This is a genomic window from Saccharopolyspora gregorii, assembly GCF_024734405.1.
Taxonomy (GTDB): Bacteria; Actinomycetota; Actinomycetes; order Mycobacteriales; family Pseudonocardiaceae; genus Saccharopolyspora_C; species Saccharopolyspora_C gregorii.
On sequence record NZ_CP059556.1, the window covers coordinates 845255 to 868351 of the forward strand.

Sequence of the window (23097 nt, forward strand, 5' to 3'; positions counted from 1 at the left end):
GGCACCACCCGCGACCGCTCCGCCGACTCCCGGCCGAGCACGCACCCCGACGCCGAGCCGGAGCGGGGTGCGGAGAGCTCCGCCGAACGCGACGACGAGGTCTCCGGCGGGACCGAGCAGCGCGGGACCGAGCAGGACGGGACCGAACAAGACGGGGCCCAGCAGGACGGGGCCGCCGGGACCGCCCGCACCGACCAGGACGGCCGCGCGGAACGGGGCTCGCACCCCGAGCAGGACGGCCGCACCGACCAGGACGGGGCCGCCCGCACCGAGCAGGACGCCGCGGACCGCTCCGCTGAGCTGGACGGCGAGTCCGCGGACCGCTCGGCCGACGCCGACGCGGCCGACCGCGGCACCGACGCCGAGCAGGTCCGCGACGAGTCCGACCAGAACCGCGACGAGTCCGACCAGAACCGCGAGGACACCGCCCGCGAGGAGGCCGCCCGCGAGGACGCCGCCGCGGCCGCCCCCGAGCGCCGCAAGCGGCTGCGGCTGCCGAGCTACCTGTCCCGCGGCCGCGGCCTCGGCGCGGGCGTGCAGCTGAGCCGCACCGAAGGCGCCGAGCAGGTCGTCAAGGCGGTGACCAACTCCGTCGGCGGCACGCCGAAGAAGAGCGAGATCGACGCGCTCAGCCACGCCGTGCGCAACGAGTTCGGGTCCTTCCTCGGCGACGGCCGGGTGGTGACCGTCGGCAAGGAGCGGTTCCGCATCACCGCCGACCTGGACTGGCCGAAGAGCACTCCTTCCGAGGCCGCGGCGAGCTCGAACGCGGCGAGCACCGGCGGCTCCACCGGTGCGAAGGCGGCCACCAGCACCGGCCGCACCCCGATGTCGCGCTGGTTCTTCTTCGTGCCGACGGTGCCCGGCCTGTTCGCCATCGGTGCGGTGAACGTGCCGACCGACGTCGGCTTCTCCCGCTCGAACTCGCGGGAGAACTCGCAGAGCACCCGGATGACGGTGGCGCTGCCGGAGACGGTCGCCGACGGCGCGGCCGGCTACCGCGGCATGACGGCGCGGCGCGTCCCCGCCACCTTCACGATCAACCGCCTCGATTCGGCGGGCGACCCGACCTTGCCCACCACGTTCGTCGGCAGGACGCCGGGCGCGGACCCGGTGGCCGTGGAGCTCAGCGTCCCGGTCGGCCTCGGCGGCGAGGGCCGCGAGGTGGCGGTGCCGGAAGCGCTGCCGCCGTCGGTGGTGGAGAACGCCGACGTCCGCGGTCAGGCCCGCGGCCGCTACCGGGGCAAGCGGTTGGCGCGGCGCTTCGGTCGCGACGACGGGATCGTCGAGCAGGTCGCCGCGCACCTCGGGAAGCTGAGCGAGGACGGGCAGAACACGCTGCGCTCCTTCCTCGGCTCCGCGAACGTGAAGCAGCGGCTGCCGGAGATGGCCGTGACCCCCGAGCAGGCGGCGAAGGGCCACGGCTGGATCCAGTCCGACGCGCTGCTGCCCGGCGGCAACCCGCTGAAGCGGCTGCTGCCCGGCCACACCCGCGCGGTGCAGATGCGGGCGGTCGCCCGCAAGGTCGCCTATGAGCAGACCATCGAGGGCGCGCACTACGCGGAGGTCCGCACCGAGGGCTCCAGCGCCGCCAGCACCAACGCCACGGCCCGCGACGGCAGCGGTTCGCTCACCGCGGGCCCGGGCTACGACGTGGGCGTGGTGTCGGTCGCGGCGGGCGCCAACGTGGCGCTCGGCGGCGGGCACGGCCGCACCCAGGAGTACGGCCGCAGCACCGGGTCCGAGCAGGCCACCTCGCACACCGGGGACGTGGTGCGCTACCGCACCGTCTACGACCTGCAGGTCCGCAAGCCCGGCGACTCGCCGATCACGTTCGCCGAGGCCGTCGAAGCCCACCAGCTGGCCCGCCCGGAGGACGCGAGCGCGGCGGGCATCACCGCGGACGGCACCACGACCGCACCGGTCGGCAGGCAGGAGGTCGCCGACGCGGCGGCGTCCGCCGCGCTGGACCACAACGCCGCGAGCGAACTGCTCAGCAGGATCATGCGGGATTCGGCGGCGGAGCTGCCCGGCCACCACCGGTGGAAGTGGCGGGACACGTCCTTCGTCACCGAGTTCGACGACCCGAAGCTCTCGCACGGCATCGACGGCAAGGGCGAGCGCAAGCTGGCCCGCGGCGAGCAGATCCACGAGGCCGTCTCGCCGGAGCAGCTGGTGCGCCGGGCGCCGGACATGGTCGCCGACCGCCCGCTGCACCTGGACCTGCAGCCGGAACCGGGCCGCGGCAACGACTACCGCGCCTCGTTCCAGGTGAAGGCGGAGCTGCAGGGCGAACTGCGTCCGCTCGGGCCCGCCGAGGGCACGCCGACCTCGGCGGCGCTCACCGAGTCCGAGTCCGGTTCGCACGCCAAGTCCCGCAGCTGGTCGCTCGGCGGCGGCATCATCGCCCGCCTGTACACGGCGCTGCACGGCACGGGGATGATCACGACCCAGCACAAGGGCGGCTACTCCCGCACCACGGGCACCGAGCTGGGGCAGCGCGCCGACAGCTCCACCGGCGGCGTCCGCGGCGGCACCCTCGACGGGTCGGGCAACGTGCGTCCGGAGCCGATGCAGCGCTACGCGGCGACGGTGAAGCTGACCACCACCGGCCAGCACTGGTCCCGGGCGAACGAGCTGGTGCGCGGCGTGACCGTCGGCTCCCGCGGCCTGGACACCCCCGAGCTGCACGACCTGCGGATCGTCGACGAGTCGGCGGCGGCCGAGGGCCGCGAGCCCGGCACCGTCACGGTGGACGTGGTGGTGGAGCTGCCCGCCTCGCACGGCCCGCTGCGGCTGGAGGTCGCCCCGGAGAACCGGACCGAGCTGGCCGACGTCTCGATCAACCGCAGCGCGGAGCTGCGCCGCGGCGCCTCCCGCAAGCTGGACGGGCTGCAGGTCGTGGCGTTCCACGGCCTGGAGCACGTGCGCGACTCGGTGCGGTCGATGCTGGCGAAGGCGTCCGACGACCCGATCTGGCACTTCGCCGACGGCGACAACTCGGGCCTGATCGACCAGGCGATCTCGGTGGAGGCGCTGCGCGGCGACCCGCGCGCGTTCAGCCGCCGCACCAAGCTGACCGGATTCCGCTGGCACCGCAGGCGCTCCGACGTCGAGGCCGCCGCGGCCGTGTCCTACATGCTGCGCGACCCCGAGGTCGTGGAAACCCAGTGGCAGCAGCCGAAGCAGTCCACGACCGGGGCGACCACCTCCGGCCAGGACGTCACCGGCACCTGGTCCGGCGGCAACGCCGTCGAACCCGCGATGCTCATGGTCAGCGAGACCTCGAACCACACGCCGGGCACCTCCGCGCACGGCGTCGGCCTGTTCATGCACGAGCTGAGCCTGTGGATCAGCAGCTTCAGCAAGAAGACCGGGCACCGCACCGAGGTCTCCGCGGAGCGCGCGCTGGCGCAGGAACCGCGCCGGATGCACCTGATCAACGCGAAGGTCGAGACGACCGTCGCCGCCGAGGCGATCCGGCGCGGCAACCTGGACCGCTGGCGGATCCGGAAGCCGAAGCCGGTGGGCACGGCCGCCGAGCGCTTCGAGCTGCCCGGCGCGGTGCGGGTGCTGGTCACCGACGAGCAGCTGCACGAGATCCGGATCAAGCAGGCCGAGGAGGACGCGCGCCGCGCCGCCGAACAGGCCGAGCAGGACCCGCCGGAGCTCCCGCCGCCGGACCGCTCCGCCGACCCGGGCCGCACCAGCGCCGTGCCGGACGGCGCACGGGTCGGCGCGCCCCGCTGGGCGGGCGGCGTCACCGAGGCGATCGACCTCGTCGACCGCATCGATCCGTTGTACGAGCAGCTGGTGCACACCATCGGCCAGGAGAACGCGGACCGGTTGCTGCCCGCCTCCTCGGTGGAGACGCCGCACGACAACCACCGCGAAGTGGAGCGGGCGCTCTCGCAGCTGCAGGCCTCGCTGGAGGACCTGGCCAACGGCGGTGTGACCTCGCTGATCCGGCAGGAGTTCCGGGTCAGCGGCGAGACCTACGAACTGCGGGTGGACGCCTCGCTGCTCGGCGAGCCGGAGCTGACCGGCATCAAGCACGGCGAGCTGTCCAAGGCCACCTCGTCCTCGTTCACCACCAGCGTCGCCCGCAAGTTCAGCCGGGTCCTCGTCGAAGCGATGACGATGATGGCGCCCGCGGGCATGTTCCAGAACGAGTCGGCGCTGCACTCGGCGGAGGCGGACCCGAACGCAAAGCACGGCGCCGCGTACGGCAACTTCGGCTTCGGCGGCATCCACGTCCTGGAGTGGCTCAAGCAGACCCGCGACTCCAAGCAGGACGAGGTCACCCAGCACCAGCACAGCGAGTCGGTGCGCGGCGCGCTGGCCGAGCACCGGGCGGAGGTGCTGTTCGACGTGCGCATCGAGCGGCACGGCGAGCGCGTCGCCGCCGCGCCGGATACCCGCACCATCACCACGCACAGCGCCGTCGAGGACGCCCGGATCGCCCCCGCGGGCGGTCCCCGCAAGCCGGAGGTCACCGCGCGCACCGCCGCCGACGCCACCCCGGAGGCGCTGTCCGAGTGGCGCGACGCCGGGAACCCGGAGGCGCTGCCCACCGACCCCGCGCAGTACCGCGTGATCGACTTCGACGGCGACACCGCGGGCCTGGTCGGCGCCGCCGAGCAGGCGCTGGCGGGCGCCCGCGCCGACGTGGACCCGCACGTCCGGACGCTGCTGCGCGCCGAGCTCACCCCGAGCAGGCTCGCCGCGCTGCTGGACGCCCACCGGGACTCCGCGGAGGGCGTGCCGCTGGACCTGCCGCCGGAGCTGGGCGTGCGGCTCACCGTGCACCCGAAGGTGCCGGGCGGCGGCGAGCTGGTCGGCGCGAGCGGCCGGATCCAGCTGGGCGGCAGCACGACCTCCACCGGTTCCACGCACACCGAGGTGGCCACCGGCAACGGGAACGTGGTCGCGGCGGTGCCGATCGTGGCGACCGGCGTGCCGCAGGCCCCGCACTCGGCGACCTACGCCGACGGCCGCACCCCGTTCGGCGCCACCGGCGACTGGGCGCTGGCGATGGAGCCGCTGGGCGCCGCCGGTGCGGAGCACGAGCAGCAGGGCGCCGGGTCGACCGGTGGCGCCGAGCTGCCCGCGCCCGGCGCGCGCCCGGACCGGAGCGCGCTCACCAGCACCTGGGCGCACGGTGCCGAGTTCCGCTTCGTCGCCGAACCGACCTCCGCGCTCACCACCAAGCGGACCGCCGTCGTCGACGCCGAGTTCGCCCCGGGCGACGGCTACGTGCTGCGCCGCGCGGACCGCACCGACCGGCTGCCCGAGTCGCTGGTGCGCGCCACCGAGGACTTCGCCGCCCGCGACCGCGAGTGGGCCGAGGCCCGCGCCGCCCGCCGTGCCGCCGACCCGTTCGGGCCGGACGCGGTGGACGGGGAGCTCGTCGCCCGCGCCGACGAGGAGTTCGCGTTCCGCACCGCCACCGAGGCCGAGCAGGCCGCGGAAGCCGCCTGGTGGCAGGCGAAGCAGCACTACGACGCCGAGCTGGCCGCCGCCCGCCGCGACCCCGGCCTCAGCGGCACCGCCCCGGACCAGCGGCTGGAGCTGCCCCGCGCCGGCGAGCAGCTGCCGCCCGCGCAGCGCGCGAAGCTGTACTCGCTGGCCAGGGAGGTCGTGCGGGCGCACGACGCGGGCACCCCGGTGGTCGCCCGCTACCGCGTGACCGGTGAGCTCGGCCTCCGCTCCGCGCAGGACTTCTCCGCGATGATGTCCGAAGTGGACCGTTCGCTGCGGCTGGCGCAGTACGGGCGGCCGGACGCGGAGCGGCTGCGCCGGAGCGCGCTGGGGATGGGCGGCACCCCGCACTTCGTGAACGGCGACGGACCGACCCGGGTCGAGATCTGGCTCGAACCGGACCCGGCGGCCCGCCTGGTGGACGGCGACGCCGAGCCGGTCGGCGTGCCGCGCGTGGAGGTCGAGGACACCGACGGCTCGCGGAACGGCGAGAGCTCGCGGGACGACGGCGACGCGCTCTCCCGCGGTGACGAGAGCTCCCGCGACGGTTCCCGCACCGATGACGAGCCGCGGGGCCGCGAGCGCGAGCGGCTGGCACCGTCGGCGCGCTCGCGCTCCACGGTGCCGCGCAGCATCAGCCAGGACTGGTCCCGCCCCTCGCACCCGACGCCCGACCTCACCGACGCGGCGATCGAGCGGGCCTACGGCATCACCACCGAGAACCAGCGCCTGTTCCAGGAGTTCGTCGAGGAGCACGGGCTGGTCGTCGACGTGCGCCCGACGAACCCGGATTCGGTGCGGCTGCTCAAGGAGGGCGCCTACCCGAAGCCGCTGGAGATCAAGGCGAAGACGATCAACCACCAGGACGTCCGGCTCGGCGCCCCCGAGCACGGCCTGGGCGCCGTCGGCTTCTTCGAACCGAAGCTGCCCGCGGACCTGACCGAGGCGGAGGCCCCGAGCCTGCGGGAACGCGCGCGGCAGCGCCTCACCGAGTACCGCGAGCTGTTCTCCACGATGAAGGACCTCGCCCAGCAGTACTGGGTCGAGGACGGCGTGGTGCGCACCAACTCCGGCCTGGACGAGGGCGGCGCGTCCAGCGGCCGGAGCGTGCCGGTGGCCGGCGACCACGACGTGTTCAACATCCGCTCCGCCGAGGACGGCCGGGTGCTGCCGGAGGGCCGCTACCACGAGATGGTGCGCGAGCTGGTCGCCCGCAACATGGGCGTGCAGCACGGGGCGCACCGCTACTGGAACCCGCGCCGCGCCACCTACGAAGCGACGATCTTCGACACGATCAACCGGGGACACGACCCGGGCCACGAGCCGCTGATCCGGTTCGCCCCCGGCGAACCGCCCGCCGAGGTGTACGCCGACCTGCCGGACATCCCGCAGGCGGGCGCCGACTTCGCCGCCGACATGGCGGCGCTCGCCGAGCGCTACCTCGGCCCGGAGGACGACGCCCGGCCCGAGCCCACCTTCCACTCCGACCCCGTGTCGGCCTGGGGGCCGTCCGCCGAGCCGCCGCGGGTGTGGACCGACGAGCAGGTGCGCGCCGACCTGGAGGCCGCCGCCGAGAACCTCTTCGACGAGAACCGCGGGCGGTCCCGGGACATCGGCGACCCGCAGTCCCGCGAGGTCTCGCCGTTCACCCGGCTCGACGGGGACGTCGCGCGCACCGAACCGGACGCCGAACCCGCCCGCACCGCGGAGGAGGACGTCCGCGACGGCTACCAGCGGGCGGTGCCGCCGGAGCTCGCGCTGCCCGAGCAGCAGCTGCGGGAGCGGGCCGCCGAACTGACCTCGTTCGGCGATCCCGCCGCGCTGGAGCGGCACGCGCTCAACCCCGGCACCTCGGACCTGCTGGGCAGGCTCGGCGCCCGGATCGACGCGCTGCCCGACGAGGCCCGCCGCCAGGAGCTGCGCTCGCTGGTCGCGGACGCGGTGCTGGCCGCCACGACCGTGCCGGTGCGCACCGCCGAGCTCCCCCGCGGCGGGACCGAGCGGTTCCCGCTGCGCGCGATCACCCCGGCCCGGCTGGACCAGCTGCTCGTCGACGCCGAGCAGGCGCTGCGCTTCCGCGTCGACCCGCTGCGCACCGCGGGCCAGGAGCTCACCGAGATCGGCTACCGCGCCGACGAGCCGATGCCCGCCCGGCTGGCCCGGCTCGGCCTGCTCGCGCTGAACTCGCCCGCGCGGCAGGCGACGCTGGCCGAGCCGTTGTTCAGCGTGCTGCTGGCGAACCCGGAGGCGCTGCTGAACTCCTGGTTCGGCGCCACCGGCAACGAGCGGCAGCTGTTCCTGAACACCTGTATGAGCGCGGCGATCAACTCCGAGGTGCGGGCCTCGGTGCCGACGCTGGCCGGGTTGCTCCAGGTCGGCCGGGGTACCGCGGACGTCGTGCTGCACAACCTCGGCCGGGTGCCGGAGGAGCGGCGCGAGAGCTGGGAGAACGCGTTCGGCCGCACCTACGAGGACATGGTGCGCAGCCGGGTCGAGCAGGCCAAGGCGGTCTTCGACGAACTGCGCGCCGACGGCCTCGAGCTGGTGCGCGAGGGCGGTGGCCGCGCGGAGTGGGCGGCGCTGACCGAGCGCTGGTCGCGGACGATGCAGAAGCTCTCCGGGGCTTCGCTGCGGGAGAAGCCGCCGGTGCTCACCGATCAGGTCCTGCCGGGTCGCTGGGCGCTGAGCACGCTGCTCGCCCTCCCGCGCGGTTTCGACCGGCCGTTCCGCCGGATGCAGGGCGTCGACGCTCTGGTCTACACCGAGGCGCTGCGCACCCGGTTCGGCCTCGAACCGGACGCGTCGCCGTTCGGCGGGAACGGCGCGCAGTCGGTGCGGCCGGACCGGCTCGTGCCGCTGCCCGAGGTGTTCGCGACGCCGGAGGGCGGGCACGCCCTCTGGCAGCGCGTCGCCGAGCGCGCGGGCGTCGTGGTCTACACCCCGGGGCACGCGCTGTTCCTCCGCGCCGCCGAGCAGGACGGCGCCCCGGTCTTCGTCGTCCACGACCCGAAGTACGACAGCTCGACGACCATGCGGGTGGACGAGTTCGCCGAGCTGGCCGACCGCCGTTCGATCTCGGTGTCCCCGCGCCTGCTGCCCGACGAGGACGACGGCACGTCCACCGACGACGGCGGCACGCCGCGCGACGACGACGGGCCGGACGAGGGCACCGACGGCGAACCGCCCGCCCGGGACCCGGAGGACTCCGACGACGCCGACGGCCCGCCCGCGGCGGAGCGGGACGAGACCGGTTCCGAGCCGGACCGGCCCGCCGGCCCGGAGCCGGAGGCCGCGCGCTCCGGCCGGGACGACGCCGGTTCGACGCGCACCGATCCCGCGGAGCAGACCCGCACCGAACCGGCCGAGGAGTTCTTCGACGCGGAGGAGGGACGCCCGTCCGAGCGGCGCGAGTCCGACGCCGACGTCTCCATGCGCTTCGCGGACAACTACTACCCGCAGGGCTACGGGTCGGGCAGCCACTACCAGTACCCGCAGGGCTACGGCAGCGGCACGCGTTATCCGGAGACGACGAGCGGCTACGACCGCGATGCCACGCCCGGCTCGACCGTCCCGATCGCCTCGGACTTCGCCGACCCGCGGTCGAAGATCTTCGGGCGGGACGACCGCGGCCGCAAGCTCGGCATCCCGCTGAGCCAGATCGACTACGAGATCATGCCGTCGAGCGGGGACTACAGCAGCGGCATCTCGTTCCGCCGCACCGGTTACTCGCTCACCGAGTCCTCCGACCGGTTCGTGGCGACGCTGCCGGGGGAGCGGGTGGTCGACGCGGCGGCGCACACCAAGCGCCCCGGGGACATGCAGCTGGACGGCAACGCGTTCTTCGTGGACGCGGCGCGCGCGGGCGAGGGCTTCGAGATCAGGCTCCGCGACGGCACGCCGGTGACGATCAGCCAGGAGACGCTCGGCGCGATCGTGTCCCGCGTCAACGACTTCCGCGCGTTCAACCGGGAGCGCAACTCCGCGGGCGATCCGGTCCCGCTGTCGGTGGTCGTGCTGAGCTCGCCGCGCGCCAAGGTGTCCGGGGTGCTGGCGCAGCTGCGCGAGGAGGGCTTCCAGGGCGAGGTGCTGCGGCCGCGCGGCGACGTCACCCAGCTCACCGACGGCCGGTTCGGCGTCGCGGGCAACGAGGGCTGGAGCCGCTACGGCCCGGGCAGCAGCAGCTCTAAGTTCGTGTACTCCAAGGGCAACGTCCGCAACATCAAGTTCTTCGAGCGCTACCTGCCGAACGCGGAGTTCATCCCGGACCACGACAAGGCCATCAAGGTCACGGACAAGAACTGGAAGGAGTACTGGATCACGCCGAGCGAGGCGCGGCCGAAGGCGTTCACCACGCGGGCCGGCGGGGTCTGGCGCGTCAACGGCCTGTCGTTCGTCGGCAAGAAGCACGAGGTCCGCACCGACGCGGCGATCGCCGCCGACCTCGACGGCTTCACCCGGGTCGTGCGCACCCGCCCCGGCGAGGGCATCTCCGACAAGCTCGTGCACCGGCTGCCGAAGCTGTCCCCGGAATACGACCCGACGGCCCGGCTCGCGGCGCTGCCGTGGCAGCTGGAACGCCGGAACGTCCTGGACGTGACGACCGGCAAGGTCAAGACCGTCCGGACCGGCCCGGCGCTGCTGAGCTCGCACGGCAACGCCGAAGAGATGACCATGCACATCAAGCGGGGCGACCAGCAGCTGGAGATGTGGCTGCCCGGCAGCTCGTTCATCTACATGCTGGTGCAGCAGAAGGAGTTCCAGGACCTCTACGCCGCCAACCCCGGCGTGGAGTTCGCGGTGACCGTCTGCGAGGCCGGGGCCGAGGGCGCCAAGGTGCTGCCGAAGATGATGGAGATGGCGAAGCGGTTCAGCATGCCGAACCGCTTCTTCACCGGTGCCGACACCATCAGCATGATCAAGCTGGAGGACAAGGACCGGAAGGGCGCCACCATCGGCGTCGCGAACAACAAGGGCTGGGTGTCGTCCTACGTCGCCGCCGACGGCCAGGTCGTGCACAACTCCTACCCGCATACCCGGTACTCCGACGAAGAGCTGGAGACGCTGCCGTTCCGCTCGAAGATCTCCAGCGGCGGGCACAACCACCGCGGCGCCGGGCCGGTGCCGCTGAGCACCGAATACCTGAACCCGGGCATCTCGGTGCGGGCGCAGGACGAGCAGGGCAGGCCGATCGCGCTGCCGATCGACCAGATCGGCTACCACCGCACCGCCGGCGACTCCGGACTCGGCGTCGCGTTCGGGCGGCCGGAGTTCCGGCTCGACGGCGACGCGGACCGGGTCGTGGCCACCATGCCGGGCGAGACCGTCGAGCAGGCCGCCGGGCACGAGAAGCGGCCCGGCCACGAGAGCGCGCTGCCGAAGGGCGCGAAGTTCTACGCCGAGGCCGCGAACACCGACCGCGGCTTCCGAGTCCCGCTGGTCGGCGGCAGGCACGCGTTCCTGCGCGGCGACGCGCTGGCCGCGGTGATCGGGCAGATCCCCGCCGCGAACGAGTTCCTGAACAGCGGCGCGCACCTCGCGCTGCTCGCCGACGACGTGGCCCCGGCCGAGGTCGTCGCGGGGCTCTCCCGGCAGGGCTTCGAGAGCTCCGTCATCTCCACCGGGGGCAAGCTGGGGCAGCTGCCGGACGGGCGGCTCGGCGCCGCCGACAACGCCGGGTTCACCACGACGCGGGCCGACGGCACCAGCAGCACCCACGGCCGGTTCTCGGCGGGCAACGTGGAGAACATCGCGTTCTTCGAGTCGGAACTGCCGCGCAGCGAGCACATCCCGGACGCCGACGCCCCGATCCGCGGCGTGGACCTGAACGGCGAGCCGTTCGAATTCTTCCCGCACGAGGTGCACCGCGCCGGCTACCGCACCGGCGACGACGGCGGCGCCCGCACCACCGCGGTCGACTTCACCGGCATGGACCGGCTCCCGGTGTCCAAGGTGAACCCGTTCAAGGTCCTCGCCGAGCAGGCGGACTCGCTGCAGCAGGTCGCCCGCACCCGGCCGGGCGAGGAGTTCGCCAAGACCTCCGCGTCCGGGCGGCGCAGGCTCGGCACCTCCGACCCGCTGCGGCGGCTCGTCGACTCCCCGTGGAACCCGACGAAGATCGAGGTCACCGACCCGGCCACCGGGCAGCGGAAGGTCGTGGACGCGGGCCCGAACATGCTCGGCGGGCACGGCAGCGAGCGCCACGTCGGCGTGCTGGTGCACCGGAACGGCGTCGAGCACAAGGTCCGGGTCAGCGGCGCGGACTACATCCGCACCCTCGCGCAGACGCCCGAGTTCCGGGACATGCGCCGCGCGAACCCGCACAGCCCGTACCTGCTGACCGTGTGCAAGGCGGGCGGCGACGGCGGCACCACCTTCTCCTCCGCGGTGCGGGAGCTGCGCTCGATGTCGGTGCGCAACGAGGTCATCGCGGCCCGCGACGTGCTGGACCTGACGGTCACCGGGAGCAGGCCGATCGTGTCGGTCATCGACAACCAGGGCTGGGTCAGCAGCCGGATCGAGGACGGCGTCGAGACCCCGGTGCTGCACGAGGGCACCCGCTACACCGCGGCCGAGCTGGCGACCATGATCGGCTACCGCCCGGGCGACGCGCGCGGTCCCGCCGCCGAGCACTCGACGTCCTTCGGCGAGGACGGCGGTCCCGGCCCGTCCCGCGGCCCGCGGCCGAGCCGGGAGGCGATCATCGCCGAGGTCGACCGGCTGGCCAAGAAGTGCACCTGCAAGCAGAACAAGAAGCAGTGGGGCCGCGTCACCCACGACGTGGTGGTCCGCTACGCCCGCAGCTACGAGGGCGACCGCACCGGGCAGAGCCTGCGGCACCTCGACCGCCAGATGTACAACGCGGTCGTCGCCGCGGAACGCCGCGAGCGGACGGGCGACGCCGAGCCGGTCGCGGACGGGCAGAAGGTCCCGGCCGCGGTCGCCGAGCAGGAGCTCCAGACCATGCTGCACAACGGGCACCTGGTCTTCGCCAGCAACTACAACCGGTCCGTGTTCCGGCTGCACGACGTGCTGACCGACCTCAGCGGCACCGACCGCGACGCGGACCTGGGCGGCAGCGACGCCCTGCAACGGCTGGTGCAGCAGGACTTCGGCGAGCCGGGCCGCGCCGGTGCCGACAGCGACGGCGAGGCACCCCCGGCCGTGCCGCCGAAGAAGGGCCCCGGCAAGCGCGCCTCCGGCGTCCCCGACGGCGGCGGCAAGCGCCGCCGGACCCTCGACGGGGTGGACGACTCCGAGCAGCAGCCCGGCGGCAAGGCGCTGCGCGAGATCGAGCGTCGGCGCCGCGACCGGGAGGCCATGCTGAAGGTGCGGGAGGGGCTCACTCCCGACCAGCAGGCGATGCAGGCGCGGGACTCGAAGGCGGCTGAGCCGGGCTCCTCGGACGACGTCGTGTTCAAGCGGGACAACGAGACGCTGCAGGCGCTGCGCGAGGCCTCGCACATCCGCCTCGTCGACATCTCCAACGACAAGGCGAACGACCCGGCCTACCGCGACTACCTGGCGAAGCTGCTCTCCGACGACGCCGAGTACGCCGGCTACGCGTACCTGGTGCACGACGGCGAGGGCGCGGGCAAGATGCACGCCGAGCAGAAGCTGCTCCAGCTGCTGCAGAACGCGGGGATCACCGCGGAGACCCAGGGCGGCCCCACCCACCTCCGCGGCACCAAGCGTCCCTGCGACCCGTGCCTGTCGCTGCTGCGCTACTTCCGGGACAAGGTCGGGCTGGACCTGCGGTTCAACGACCGCGGCAACCACTACTACCGGGAGTCCCTGGAGACCGGGGTGCGCCACCTCGCCGGGTACGACGAGTCGAAGGGGCCGGAGCTCGGCGAGCACCTGCGGGACGAGCTGGGTGATCCGAACCGCGTCATGTACATGTCCGCGCCGAAGCACACCAGGCCCGCCCCGGCCGGGTCCGCGCCCGGACTGCGGGGCGTCGAGCTGGGCGCGGAGGGCGGCGAGCAGCAGCGCTACACGGTGCCGGAGAAGACCCGGGACGCCCAGGGCGAGCCGGTGCTGGAGTTCCCACCGGACTCCGACATCCAGGGCATGGTGGACACCCCGTCCAGCAGCGAGGCCGAGGACGACGCGGCCATCACCGACCTGGTCTCGCACACCCGGTACCTGCGGATCGGCAACCGGGCGGGCGCCGAGGCACCCGAGCTGAAGGAGCCCACCGCGGTCCGCAAGCAGCGCGAGCAGGCGCACTTCGACGCCGTCGTCGCCCCGCAGCTGGAGCACGCGGCGGGTGCGGAGTTCTGGCGCGAGGTCGAGGCCCGCCCACCGCGCGGCGGCAAGTTCACGCTGGAGTTCCCCGACGAGCTGCGCCACAAGATCAAGGAGCTGATCGACGCGACCCCGGAGCTCAAGCCGCGCATCTCCGAACGACTCCGGATGACCACGGTCGCGATGGACAAGCAGCTGGACAAGATCGGCGGCTCTACCCGCAAGCTGGCCTACCGCGTCGAGAACATCGCGGGCGCGGAGGCCCGCCTGTCGGCCGCCATGCCCGCCGAATTCCGGGCCATGTGGGAGGCCGAGAAGCGGGCCGCGGCGAACGAGGGCCGCGACCCGAAGAACCTGGACTCGAAGAAGGTGGAGTTCACCGAGGCGTTCGAGGACGTGCTGCACGCGATGGTGAACGAAGACGAGAAGAAGATCTCCGCCAACTCGATCGCGGAGTTCCTGCTCATGCCGAAGGGCACCTTCAACAACCGGATGAAGAACATCGCGAAGAATCGCGGCGCCGGGAGCTAGCGGCGCGGGCCCGACCGGAAACGGCACGGATAAGGTGGGTCGCGGGGCGGCCCCGATCGAAGGACTCCTGATGCGAGATGAGACCCCGCCGGACGACGCGGACCGCCAGTGGGTGCTGCTGGTCGACCCGGCCTGGCAGCCCGAGGCGGAGGACGAACCGGCCCCGGCGGAGGCCGTGGTCGGCGCCTGGGTGCTCGAGGCCGACGGCTCCGTCGGCCCGTTCCAGCCGAACCCGGACTACCTGCCCTCGCGCGAGGACTCGCCGACCGATCCGGTCGACGCCGCCGTGCAACTGGTGGTGCGCGGGGAGCAGCCGGAGCGGGCCGCGATCGAGACGATGCGGGACGCGATGTTCGGCATCGCCCTCGACGGCCGGGGCGCCGCGATCGTGGCGCCGTCGCCGGACGGCGTGCCCTCGGTGCTGGTGGCGACGTCCCCGGTGCACGCCCGGCCGCTGGACGTGCCGAGCTGGCAGGAGATCAGCGCCGCCGACCTGGCCGCCTCGCTGCCCGCGGAGGGCGTGGACGTGCTGCTGAACCCGGGCGCCCCGGCGTCGATGCGGGTGGTCGCCGCCGCGCTGAAGGAGGTCGTCGCCGAACCCGCGCCGACCGCGCGGGCCCCGTTCGCCCGTGACGAGCCCATCGCCCGCGCCGAGCGAACCGGCCGCGCCGAGCCGACCGGCCCTGACGACCCGGTCGCTCCTGACGACCCGGTCGCTCCTGACGACCCGACCGGCCGCGCCGACCCGATCGCTCCTGACGACCCGACCGTGACCACGAACCGAGAGGACCCCGCCGTGGCGGACACCGACAGCGCCGAGGCCGCGCGGGAGGACACCGGCGAGCACTGGGCGATGCTCGTCGACCCGAACTACGCCCCCGAGCATCCGGACGACCCGGTGCCGGAGGAGGCGATCGTCGGCGCCTGGTACGTCAGCGACGGCGGCGTCACCGAGCGGTTCGCCCCGAACCACGCCTACCGCCCGTCGAGCCCGGAGCTGCCGACCGACCCGTTGGACGCGCAGCTGCGCCTCGCCGCCCGTGGGGAGGGCACCGCGGACGACTTCGTCGCCTCGCTGCCCGGCGCGCTGATCTGCCTCGCGCTGGACGAGGACGGTTCGGCGATCGTCACCCGCGCCCCCGACGGCGTGCCGTCGGTGCTGGTCGTGACCTCGCTGGCGCAGTCGCACCGGCTCACCGTCGAATCCTGGCAGGAGATGGACGTGGAGCGGCTCGCCGCGCTGCTGCCGGCGGAAGGCGTCGACGTGCTGTTCAACCCGGGCGGGGAGGCCTCGGTGCGGCTCGGCGCCGACGAGCTCCGCCGGGCGCTGGCCGCGGAACCGGAGGAACCGGGCGCCGCCGGTTCGTGAGGGTTTGACCGCACCGCGGAACCCCTGACCGGGTCGAGGACCGGGGTCGGGCGCGGTCGTGGGACGATCGTCCGAGGGAGAGGGAGGTGCGCGGGGTGTCCACTGCCGATCGGATGCACGACCTGTTGCTGCACTTGGCGGGACGGGTGCCGGACGACTTCCTCGCGTCGATGCGGGAAGTGCTGTCCACCGGAGTCGTCGGCCGGGTCGCGGGATCGGTGTGCGAGCGGCTCGCGGAGGACAAGGTCTCGGTGACGATCGCCCAGGCCGGTCTGCTCAGCGAGCTCGTCGACGACGCCGCCTCCGCCGTGTTCACCGGCATCCCCATCGCCGACGAGACCCCGCCCTCGGTGTGGCTGTTCGACGCCGACGAGGCGCCGGAGCGGACCGCGGACGCGACCGCCGCGCTCAGCGCGGTGCTGTCCCGGAACCCGTCCGCCCGCGGCCTCTGGACCGCGTGGCGCCGCCCGTTCCGCGGCGAGGGCTCGCCGCTGCCGGTGCACGTGGTCACCACCGACGAGGACGGCGACCTGCCGCGGCTCAGCGGCGAACTGCACCGCGCGCTCGCCGACCACCCCGACGTGCCGCGGATCGAGGTGGTGGGCCCGCGGGACGTGCCCGCCTACCAGCGCGCCGCCCGCGGGCGCGGCACCCTGTCCTGGGCCGTGGACGAACCGGGGGAGCTCCGGATCGCGCGGGTCTTCGACCGCGTCGACCCGGACCGCGGCCCCGAGTTCGACCGCGACCACCCGGTGCTCGAAGCCGAGGACCGCGAAGAGGCGCTGGCCTACCTGCGCGCGGGGGAGCTGCTGCTGAGCACCGGCGCCGCGATGGACGACGTGGTCGACCCGGACCGCGGCCAGGTCGTGCCGACCAGCTACCGCGGCGACGGCGTCTGGCTGTGGCCGGAGGCGGTCACCTACTACCTGGAGGAGCACGGGCTCGCCCCCGACGAGCTCTTCCTGGAGCACATTCGCCGCGCGGGCGGTCTGCCCGAGCCGCTGGACGCGGTGCGCACCCACCGCGCGCTGCGGCACCTCTTCGAATCCTGATCAACCCCGCAGAACGCACCCCCGGCGGGGAGTGAGGAGACCGCGGCATGCCGGACACCGGCGAGTCCCGCTTCTACCTGCTGATGGACCCGGGCTGGGCGCCGTCGGCGGCGGAGACCGAACCCCCGGTCGAAGCGATCATGGGCCTGTGGCCGACGGCCGAGGACGGCGGGCTCGGCAGGTTCCGGCCCAACCCGGACTACGCGCCCACCGATCCCGACGCGCCCGCCGATCCGCTCGACGGGCTGTTCCGGATGCTCACCGCGCGCCGGGCCGAACCGGACCAGCTGCGGCTGCTGCTGCACGACAGCGAGCTGGAGGTGGCGCTCGGCCGCGGCGGCGGGCCGCTCGTGGTGCGCTCGCCCGACGACGTGCCCTGCCTGCTGGTGGCGACCTCGCCGCACTACCGGCTCGGCTCGGAGCAGATCGGCTCCTGGTGGCGGACCGGGGTGGACGGCCTCGCGGACCTGATCCCCGAGGGCACCGACGTGCTGTTCAACCCGGGCAGCCCGGGTTCGCTGCGGCTGGTGGCCGGATTCGTGCGCTCCGCCCGGGAACCGTCCGCCGAGCAGCGCGCCTCCGCGCGCGCCGGCCTGCCCACCGCCGCGGGTGAGCAGCTGCGCCTGCTGGCCTGGCCGATCGATCCCGCCGAGGAGCCCCGATGACCGAGCCGACCCCGGAGCAGGACCTCGCCGCCGGTGCGGCGGCGGTACCGGACCGGGAGACCGCGCCGACCGACTGGATGATGCTCACCGACCCGGCGTGGGTGCCCCCGGAGGAGGGCGCCGAGCCGCCGCGCGAGGTGCTGCTCGGCGGCTGGCCGATGTGGATCGACGGTTCCTGGGGCCGGTTCCAGGCGAACCCCGCCTACCAGCCGCTGACCCCGGAATCGCCGAGCGACCCGGTGGACGCGGTGCTGCGCATCATGGTCCGCGAGGACTACGGCGCGGAGGCCCTGCTGTCGGTGCTGGCGGACACCGCGCTGGAGATCGCGCTCGACGAGGACGGCGTCGCCGTCCTCGACCGGTCCCCGGACGGCGTGCCCTCGGTGCTCGTGGTCACCGCCCCGGTGCACCGCGACCGCGTCGACGCCGCCGACTGGCGCGGCACGAACGCCGCCGAGATCGCCGGAGCGCTGCCGGAGAGCGGCGTCGACCTGCTGCTGAACCCGAACTCGCCCGCGTCCATGCGGCTGTCCGCCGACGCCCTCCGCGCGCACCTCGCGGCCGACGAGGACGAGGCCGCCCGCGGATCGCTGCGAACCGAGATCGGATAGCGTGTGACCAGGGTGTCGCCCACCGCGATCACCCATGAAGGATGTCCCCAGGAACAGCGGCCCACCGGCTCCAGAGCCGTCGTGGCGACCGGGTCGGCGGTTATGACTGAATCGGATCGCCGCAGCGGGCCGCGGAACCGCCGGTCCACCCGGCGCGCGGTCATCGCGGACGCGCTCGCAGCGCACCGCGATCCGGATCGCCTCGGGTGCCGCCACGCCGCAGGAGCGGCCAGGAGCCGCTGCTCGGCGGGGACGCATCGGTCGCACGCACGGTGAGTACGGAGGAACCGGGAACGTGAGCCAGAACGTCATCATGGTCACCCAGGGCACCGGCCAGGGGCACCGGAGCATCGGAGACGCCGTCGACAGCGCGTCCGAGGGTGCGGTGATCGTGGTGGGTCCGGGGCGCTACACCGAGAACCTGGTGCTGACCAAGGCCATCACCATCACCGCCGAGGATGGTCCCGGGACCGTCCGGATCGTGGCGCACAAGGGGGTCGCGGTCGCGCTGGCCGCCGACTCCGCCGCGCTGTCCGGCGTCACCGTGGACGCCATCGACGGGGAGAACCCGGCCGTGCTCGCGACCGCCGGTCAGCTCACCCTCACCGAGTGCGAGGTCCGCGCCAGCGGCTGGGCCGCCATCTACGCCCGGGACACCGGCAGCGTGCTCATGCGCGAGTGCAAGGTGCGCAACCAGGTCGGCGCCGGAGTCGTGGTCACCTCCAAGCAGGGCGGTGTGCTGGACTCCTGCGAACTGCTGGAACTGGGCACCTCCGCGGTCGTCGTCGCCGACGGCGGTGGGCTGACGGTGCGCGCCTGCGCGGTGCGCGAGGCCGCGGGCAACGGGATCTGCCTCAACGGCCGGGGCCGGATCACCGTCGAGGACACCACCGTCGCGGGCACGTCGAAGCCCGCGATCGCCGTGGAGCAGCACGCGCAGCTCACCGCGACCCGGCTGAACGTGGTGGACAGCAAGGGGATCGGCTTCTACCTCGCCAGCTCCGAGTCCGTGCAGCTGGAGGAGTGCCGGGTGGAGCGCGCCGGCGCCGAGGGCATCTACGTCGCCGAATCCTGCTCGCCGATCATGCGCGGCTGCCGCGTCCAGGGCGCCCGCGGCCGCGGCCTGCACTTCGCGGGCCGGGCCTCCGGCGAGATCAGCCGCTGCGAGGTGTCCGATGTGGACGGAATCGGCATCGGCGTGACCGAGCGCAGCGTCCCCGAGTTCGACCAGACCGACGTCTCCGCCTGCACCGGCGGCGTCCGCGTCGACGACGGCTCCGACCCGTTCTTCCGCAGGCTCCGCGTGGTCGGCAGCGACGGCGCCGCGATCGCCGTGGACACCGGGGCGCGCGGCCGGCTGGAGAACATCGAGGTCGACCAGACCGGCGGCTCCGGCCTGGAGGTCACCGGCGAGGCGCGGCCCGCCATCAGCGGCCTCAGCATCCGCCGCGCGGGCGGCTCCGGCGTCGAGGTGAAGGGCGCCGCGCTGTCGCTGTCCAACTGCGACATCACCGAATCCGCCGGGTACGGCGTGCACGCCGGCCCGGGCGCGGACCTGTCGCTGGCCAAGTGCCGGGTGCACGGCAGCGGCAAGGTCGGCTGCCACTTCGCCGACGGCGCCTCCGGATCCGTCACCGACTCCGAGTTCACCGGCAGCGCCTCCGACGGCGTCCACCTCGAAACCGAGGAGACCGTGGCGCTGTCCGGCTGCACCGTCCGCGACAACCGCGGCAGCGGCGTCCGGCAGCTCAAGCCCAGTGCGAAGATCACCGTCGAGAACCTGGTCAGCGGCGGCAACGGTGCGCAGGACGCCTACGGCAGCTCTGCGGCGGCCACCACCGACCAGCAGTCCGCCGACCCGCAGGCTCAGCCCGCGCGGGACCGCGCGCCCAGCGGCTCCGACCCGCTCGGCGAGCTCAACCGGCTCGTCGGCCTCGACGGCGTGAAGCGGGAAGTGACCTCGCTGGTCAACCTGAACAAGATGGCGCAGCGCCGCGTCGACGCCGGGCTGTCCGCGCCGCCGATGGCCCGCCACCTCGTCTTCGCCGGCGCCCCCGGCACCGGCAAGACCACCGTCGCCCGGCTCTACGGCCAGGTCCTCGCCGAACTCGGCGTGCTGCGCTCCGGCCACCTCATCGAGGTGGCGCGGGCCGACCTCGTCGCGCAGATCATCGGCGGTACCGCGATCAAGACCACCGAGGCGTTCAACACCGCGCTCGGCGGCGTGCTGTTCATCGACGAGGCGTACACGCTCAGCTCCGGCCGGGGCGGCAGCGGACCCGACTTCGGCCGCGAAGCCATCGACACCCTGGTGAAGCTGATGGAGGACCACCGCGACGACGTCGTGGTGATCGCCGCCGGGTACTCCAACGAGATGCGCGAATTCCTCAGCGCCAACCCCGGCATGGAATCCCGGTTCAGCCGCACCATCGAGTTCGCGAACTACTCGCCGGAAGAGCTCGTCACCATCGTCGAATCACAGTGCCGCAAGCACGACTACAAGCTCGAGGACGACGCCGTCACCGTGCTGCTGGAGTACTTCGAGGCCATCCCGAAGGACGGCACCTTCGGCAACGGCCGCACCGCGCGCCGGGTCTTCGAGGCGATGACCGACCGGCAGGCGTCCCGGCTCGCGGCCGACGTGTCGGCGATCGACGACGACCTGACGATCCTCAAGGCCGAGGACCTGGACACCTCGCTGGTCTGACGGGTTCGGCGGCGGGAGCCGGACGGCCTCCTGCCGCACCGTCTCGCGCGGCCCGGGCCCGAACCGCCTCCTGCGGCGCGGAGACCGCGCGTCCGCGCTGCGGGAATTCGGCGCTGCCGCGGGAGAACCGGGCTCCGGTGGCCGCCCGGGACCGCCCGGTTCGCGCGGTCAGCTGGCTTGCGCGGTGGAGTCGCCGGAGGTCGCGGGCGGGTGCTCCGCCGCCGTCGCGGCCCCCGGCTCGGCCGGTGCGGCTGCCTCGGCCGTTGCCTCGTGCTCGGGTTCGGCGGTCATGGCGGCGCGGAGGGTGGAGACGTCGACCCGCACCGTTTCGGCCGAGGTGGTGGGGACGGGACCCCCGGACATCGTGATGGGCGGCGCCCCGGCCGCGGACGGTCCCGCCGCGGTGGCCGCGGCTGCGGTGGACCCGGAAGTCGCCGGCGCGGCACCGTTGTTCGTTCCCGCCTCCTGCTCGGTGGAGGCTCCCGCTGCCGCCGCGACGTCCGCGGCTCGCACCACCGTGGTCTCCTCGGTGGGCGACTCGGGTGCGGCCTGAGCTGGGGCACTGCCCGTGCGGAGCGCGTCGGGTTTTTCCGCCGCCGCGACGTCCGCCGCCCGCACCACCGTGGTCTCCTCGGCGGCCGGCGCGGGTGCGGCCTGAGCCGGGGCACTGCCCGTGCGGAGCGCGTCGGGTTTCTGCGCCGCCGCGACGTCCGCCGCCCGCACCACCTGGGTGCGTTCCACCCGCTCGACCCGCTGGGTCCGCTCGGCCTCCGCCGGAGCGGTCGCCTGCCGGTGCACCCGCAGCGTCGCGTGCTCCTCCTCCCGCAGCGGCGCCGAGAGCACTTTCGGGAACGCGACCCGCCCGCGCAACTCCCCGGCCGCCGACAGCAGCGCCGACCGGGCGGCCCGATCGGCGACGCCGAGCACCAGGATCCGCACCCGCGCCAGCTGCTCCCGGTCCAGCCCGCCCAGCACCCGGTGCAGCGCCAGCGCCGCGCCCTCCGGCATCGGGGTGCACGGCACGCCGACGGTGATCGTCAACCGGTCGGTCTCGAACGAGAGCCGGTCCGCCGACGTCGAGGACGCGACCTTGCTCGCGGGCACCAGGGCCAGTCCGGCGGGCACCACCTTCGCGATGATCTCGTGCGGCGTCGGCTGCACTTCCGGCGAACCGCTCCAGCGGTAGGCCAGCGGGCCCGCCGGCATCCAGCCGCGCGGTGCCAGGTTCGCCTGCACCGCGGCGATCCGTCCGTCGGCACCGTGCCGCAACGCGGCCGCGAACGGGCGCCAGGTCGGCGCGCCGATCGCGTCGACCAGGTGCGCCGCTTCGAGCCCGCCGAGCTGCTGCAACGGGCCGATCGTGGACACCACCTCGTGCCCCAGCGTCCGCGACAGCTCCGCGAGCCACCCGCCGGACGCGGTCCACTGGTCCAGCGGCACCAGCTGCATCCGCAGCCGCACCGGCTCCGGGAACCGCCGCAGCAACGCGGCGACCTGGTGCGGCAGCAACCCGCGTCCGCCGATCACCAGCCGCGGCCGGGCGGGCGCGACCGGGATCCACCGGGCGAGCTCCAGCACCGGCTCCGCGCCGTCCAGCGCCGCGGCGAGACCCGCGGGCACCGGCCGCAGGTGCAGCGTGCCGTCGTAGCCGGAGCCGCGCGGCAACCGGTCCTCCCACTCCGGGCGGGGGAAGCGGGTGCCGTGCGCCTCGCCGGGACCGTCCGCGGTGAACCGGATCCACCGGTGGTCCTCGTCCCCGGCGTACGCGCAACCGCCCGCGACGATCCGGACCGGGCCGCTCGGCGCGTGCACCTCGGCGCCCAGTTCGCGGGCGAGCTTCTGCCCCTGCGGGCGGCCGCGGCCGCGCTCGCCCAGGGACGGCACCGCCACCCACAACCTGGCCGGCTCCGCCGGGTTCCGGGTCCGCTCGGCGGCGGCCACCGCGGCCCGGCAGGCCTTGCGCAGCGCGGTGCGGAACCCACCGGCCTGCACCGCGGCGGGGGAGGTGAGGACGAGGCCTTCGCCGGGCCCGACGGGAACGGCGCCCGCCAGCGCGGCGCTCTCCTTGTCCGCGGCCGACCGGCGCACGACGAGCACGGTCGAGCCGTGCGCTCGCACGACCAGGTCGCGAACCCGCGCGGTCCCGGATTCGTCGAGGTCAGACATGGATTCGCTCTCGTTCTCCGCGCTCGGAGGTCCGCGAGCCGCCCGTGCGTCCGCCGCGCCTGCGCGGCGCTCGCGTTGACCGGCTGTCCGGGGCGTCCGGCGCCACCTGCGCTCGGACCAGGCGAGCGGCTGGTGGATCGTTCCGGCCGCGGTTGCGCCAAGTGTGCACTTCCGTTGAACACTAACACCGAACGGGTGTGGCGAACCGGTCCGCGGTGACCCGCCGCAGCGCCCGCCTGCACCGGGAACCGACCGGCGCTCGGAGGCG

General features: G+C 74.2%; 7 protein-coding genes (1 of these 7 running past the window's edge). 6 read left to right on the top strand and 1 reads right to left on the bottom strand.

Features of this window, described 5'->3' with window-relative positions; translation table 11 throughout:
- From H1226_RS03670 to H1226_RS03695, 6 genes are all read left to right on the top strand, one after another.
- A protein-coding gene (locus H1226_RS03670) for a WXG100-like domain-containing protein (protein ID WP_258346236.1) crosses the window boundary here: on the top strand, positions 1-14259 show its end. 37971 nt of this gene lie to the left of the window's left edge; 14259 of the gene's 52230 nt are visible here — the last part of the coding sequence; its start codon lies off the left edge, out of view; the stop codon is at positions 14257-14259.
- Positions 14260-14329: 70 nt separating this feature from the next.
- The gene (locus H1226_RS03675) at positions 14330-15628 is read left to right on the top strand and encodes a type VII secretion system-associated protein (RefSeq protein WP_258346237.1); all 1299 of its coding nucleotides are present in this window, start codon (positions 14330-14332) and stop codon (positions 15626-15628) included.
- 95 nt (positions 15629-15723) lie between these two features.
- The gene (locus H1226_RS03680; protein WP_258346238.1) at positions 15724-16680 is read left to right on the top strand and encodes a hypothetical protein; all 957 of its coding nucleotides are present in this window, start codon (positions 15724-15726) and stop codon (positions 16678-16680) included.
- 47 nt (positions 16681-16727) lie between these two features.
- Complete coding sequence (locus tag H1226_RS03685; protein WP_258346240.1) at positions 16728-17345, top strand: type VII secretion system-associated protein; 618 nt, start codon at positions 16728-16730, stop codon at positions 17343-17345.
- Positions 17342-17956 (top strand): type VII secretion system-associated protein, encoded by a 615-nt coding sequence (locus H1226_RS03690; protein ID WP_258346243.1) that lies wholly within the window; start codon positions 17342-17344, stop codon positions 17954-17956. Before H1226_RS03685 ends, H1226_RS03690 begins: the two co-directional genes overlap by 4 nt.
- A 295-nt stretch (positions 17957-18251) precedes the next feature.
- Complete coding sequence (locus tag H1226_RS03695) at positions 18252-20663, top strand: right-handed parallel beta-helix repeat-containing protein (RefSeq protein WP_258346250.1); 2412 nt, start codon at positions 18252-18254, stop codon at positions 20661-20663.
- A 168-nt stretch (positions 20664-20831) separates the two neighbouring features.
- Here the strand turns inward: H1226_RS03695 and H1226_RS03700 are convergent, their stop codons facing one another.
- Entirely contained in the window at positions 20832-22829 is a 1998-nt protein-coding gene (locus tag H1226_RS03700) for a hypothetical protein (protein ID WP_258346252.1), read from the bottom strand.
- Positions 22830-23097: the final 268 nt, after the last annotated feature.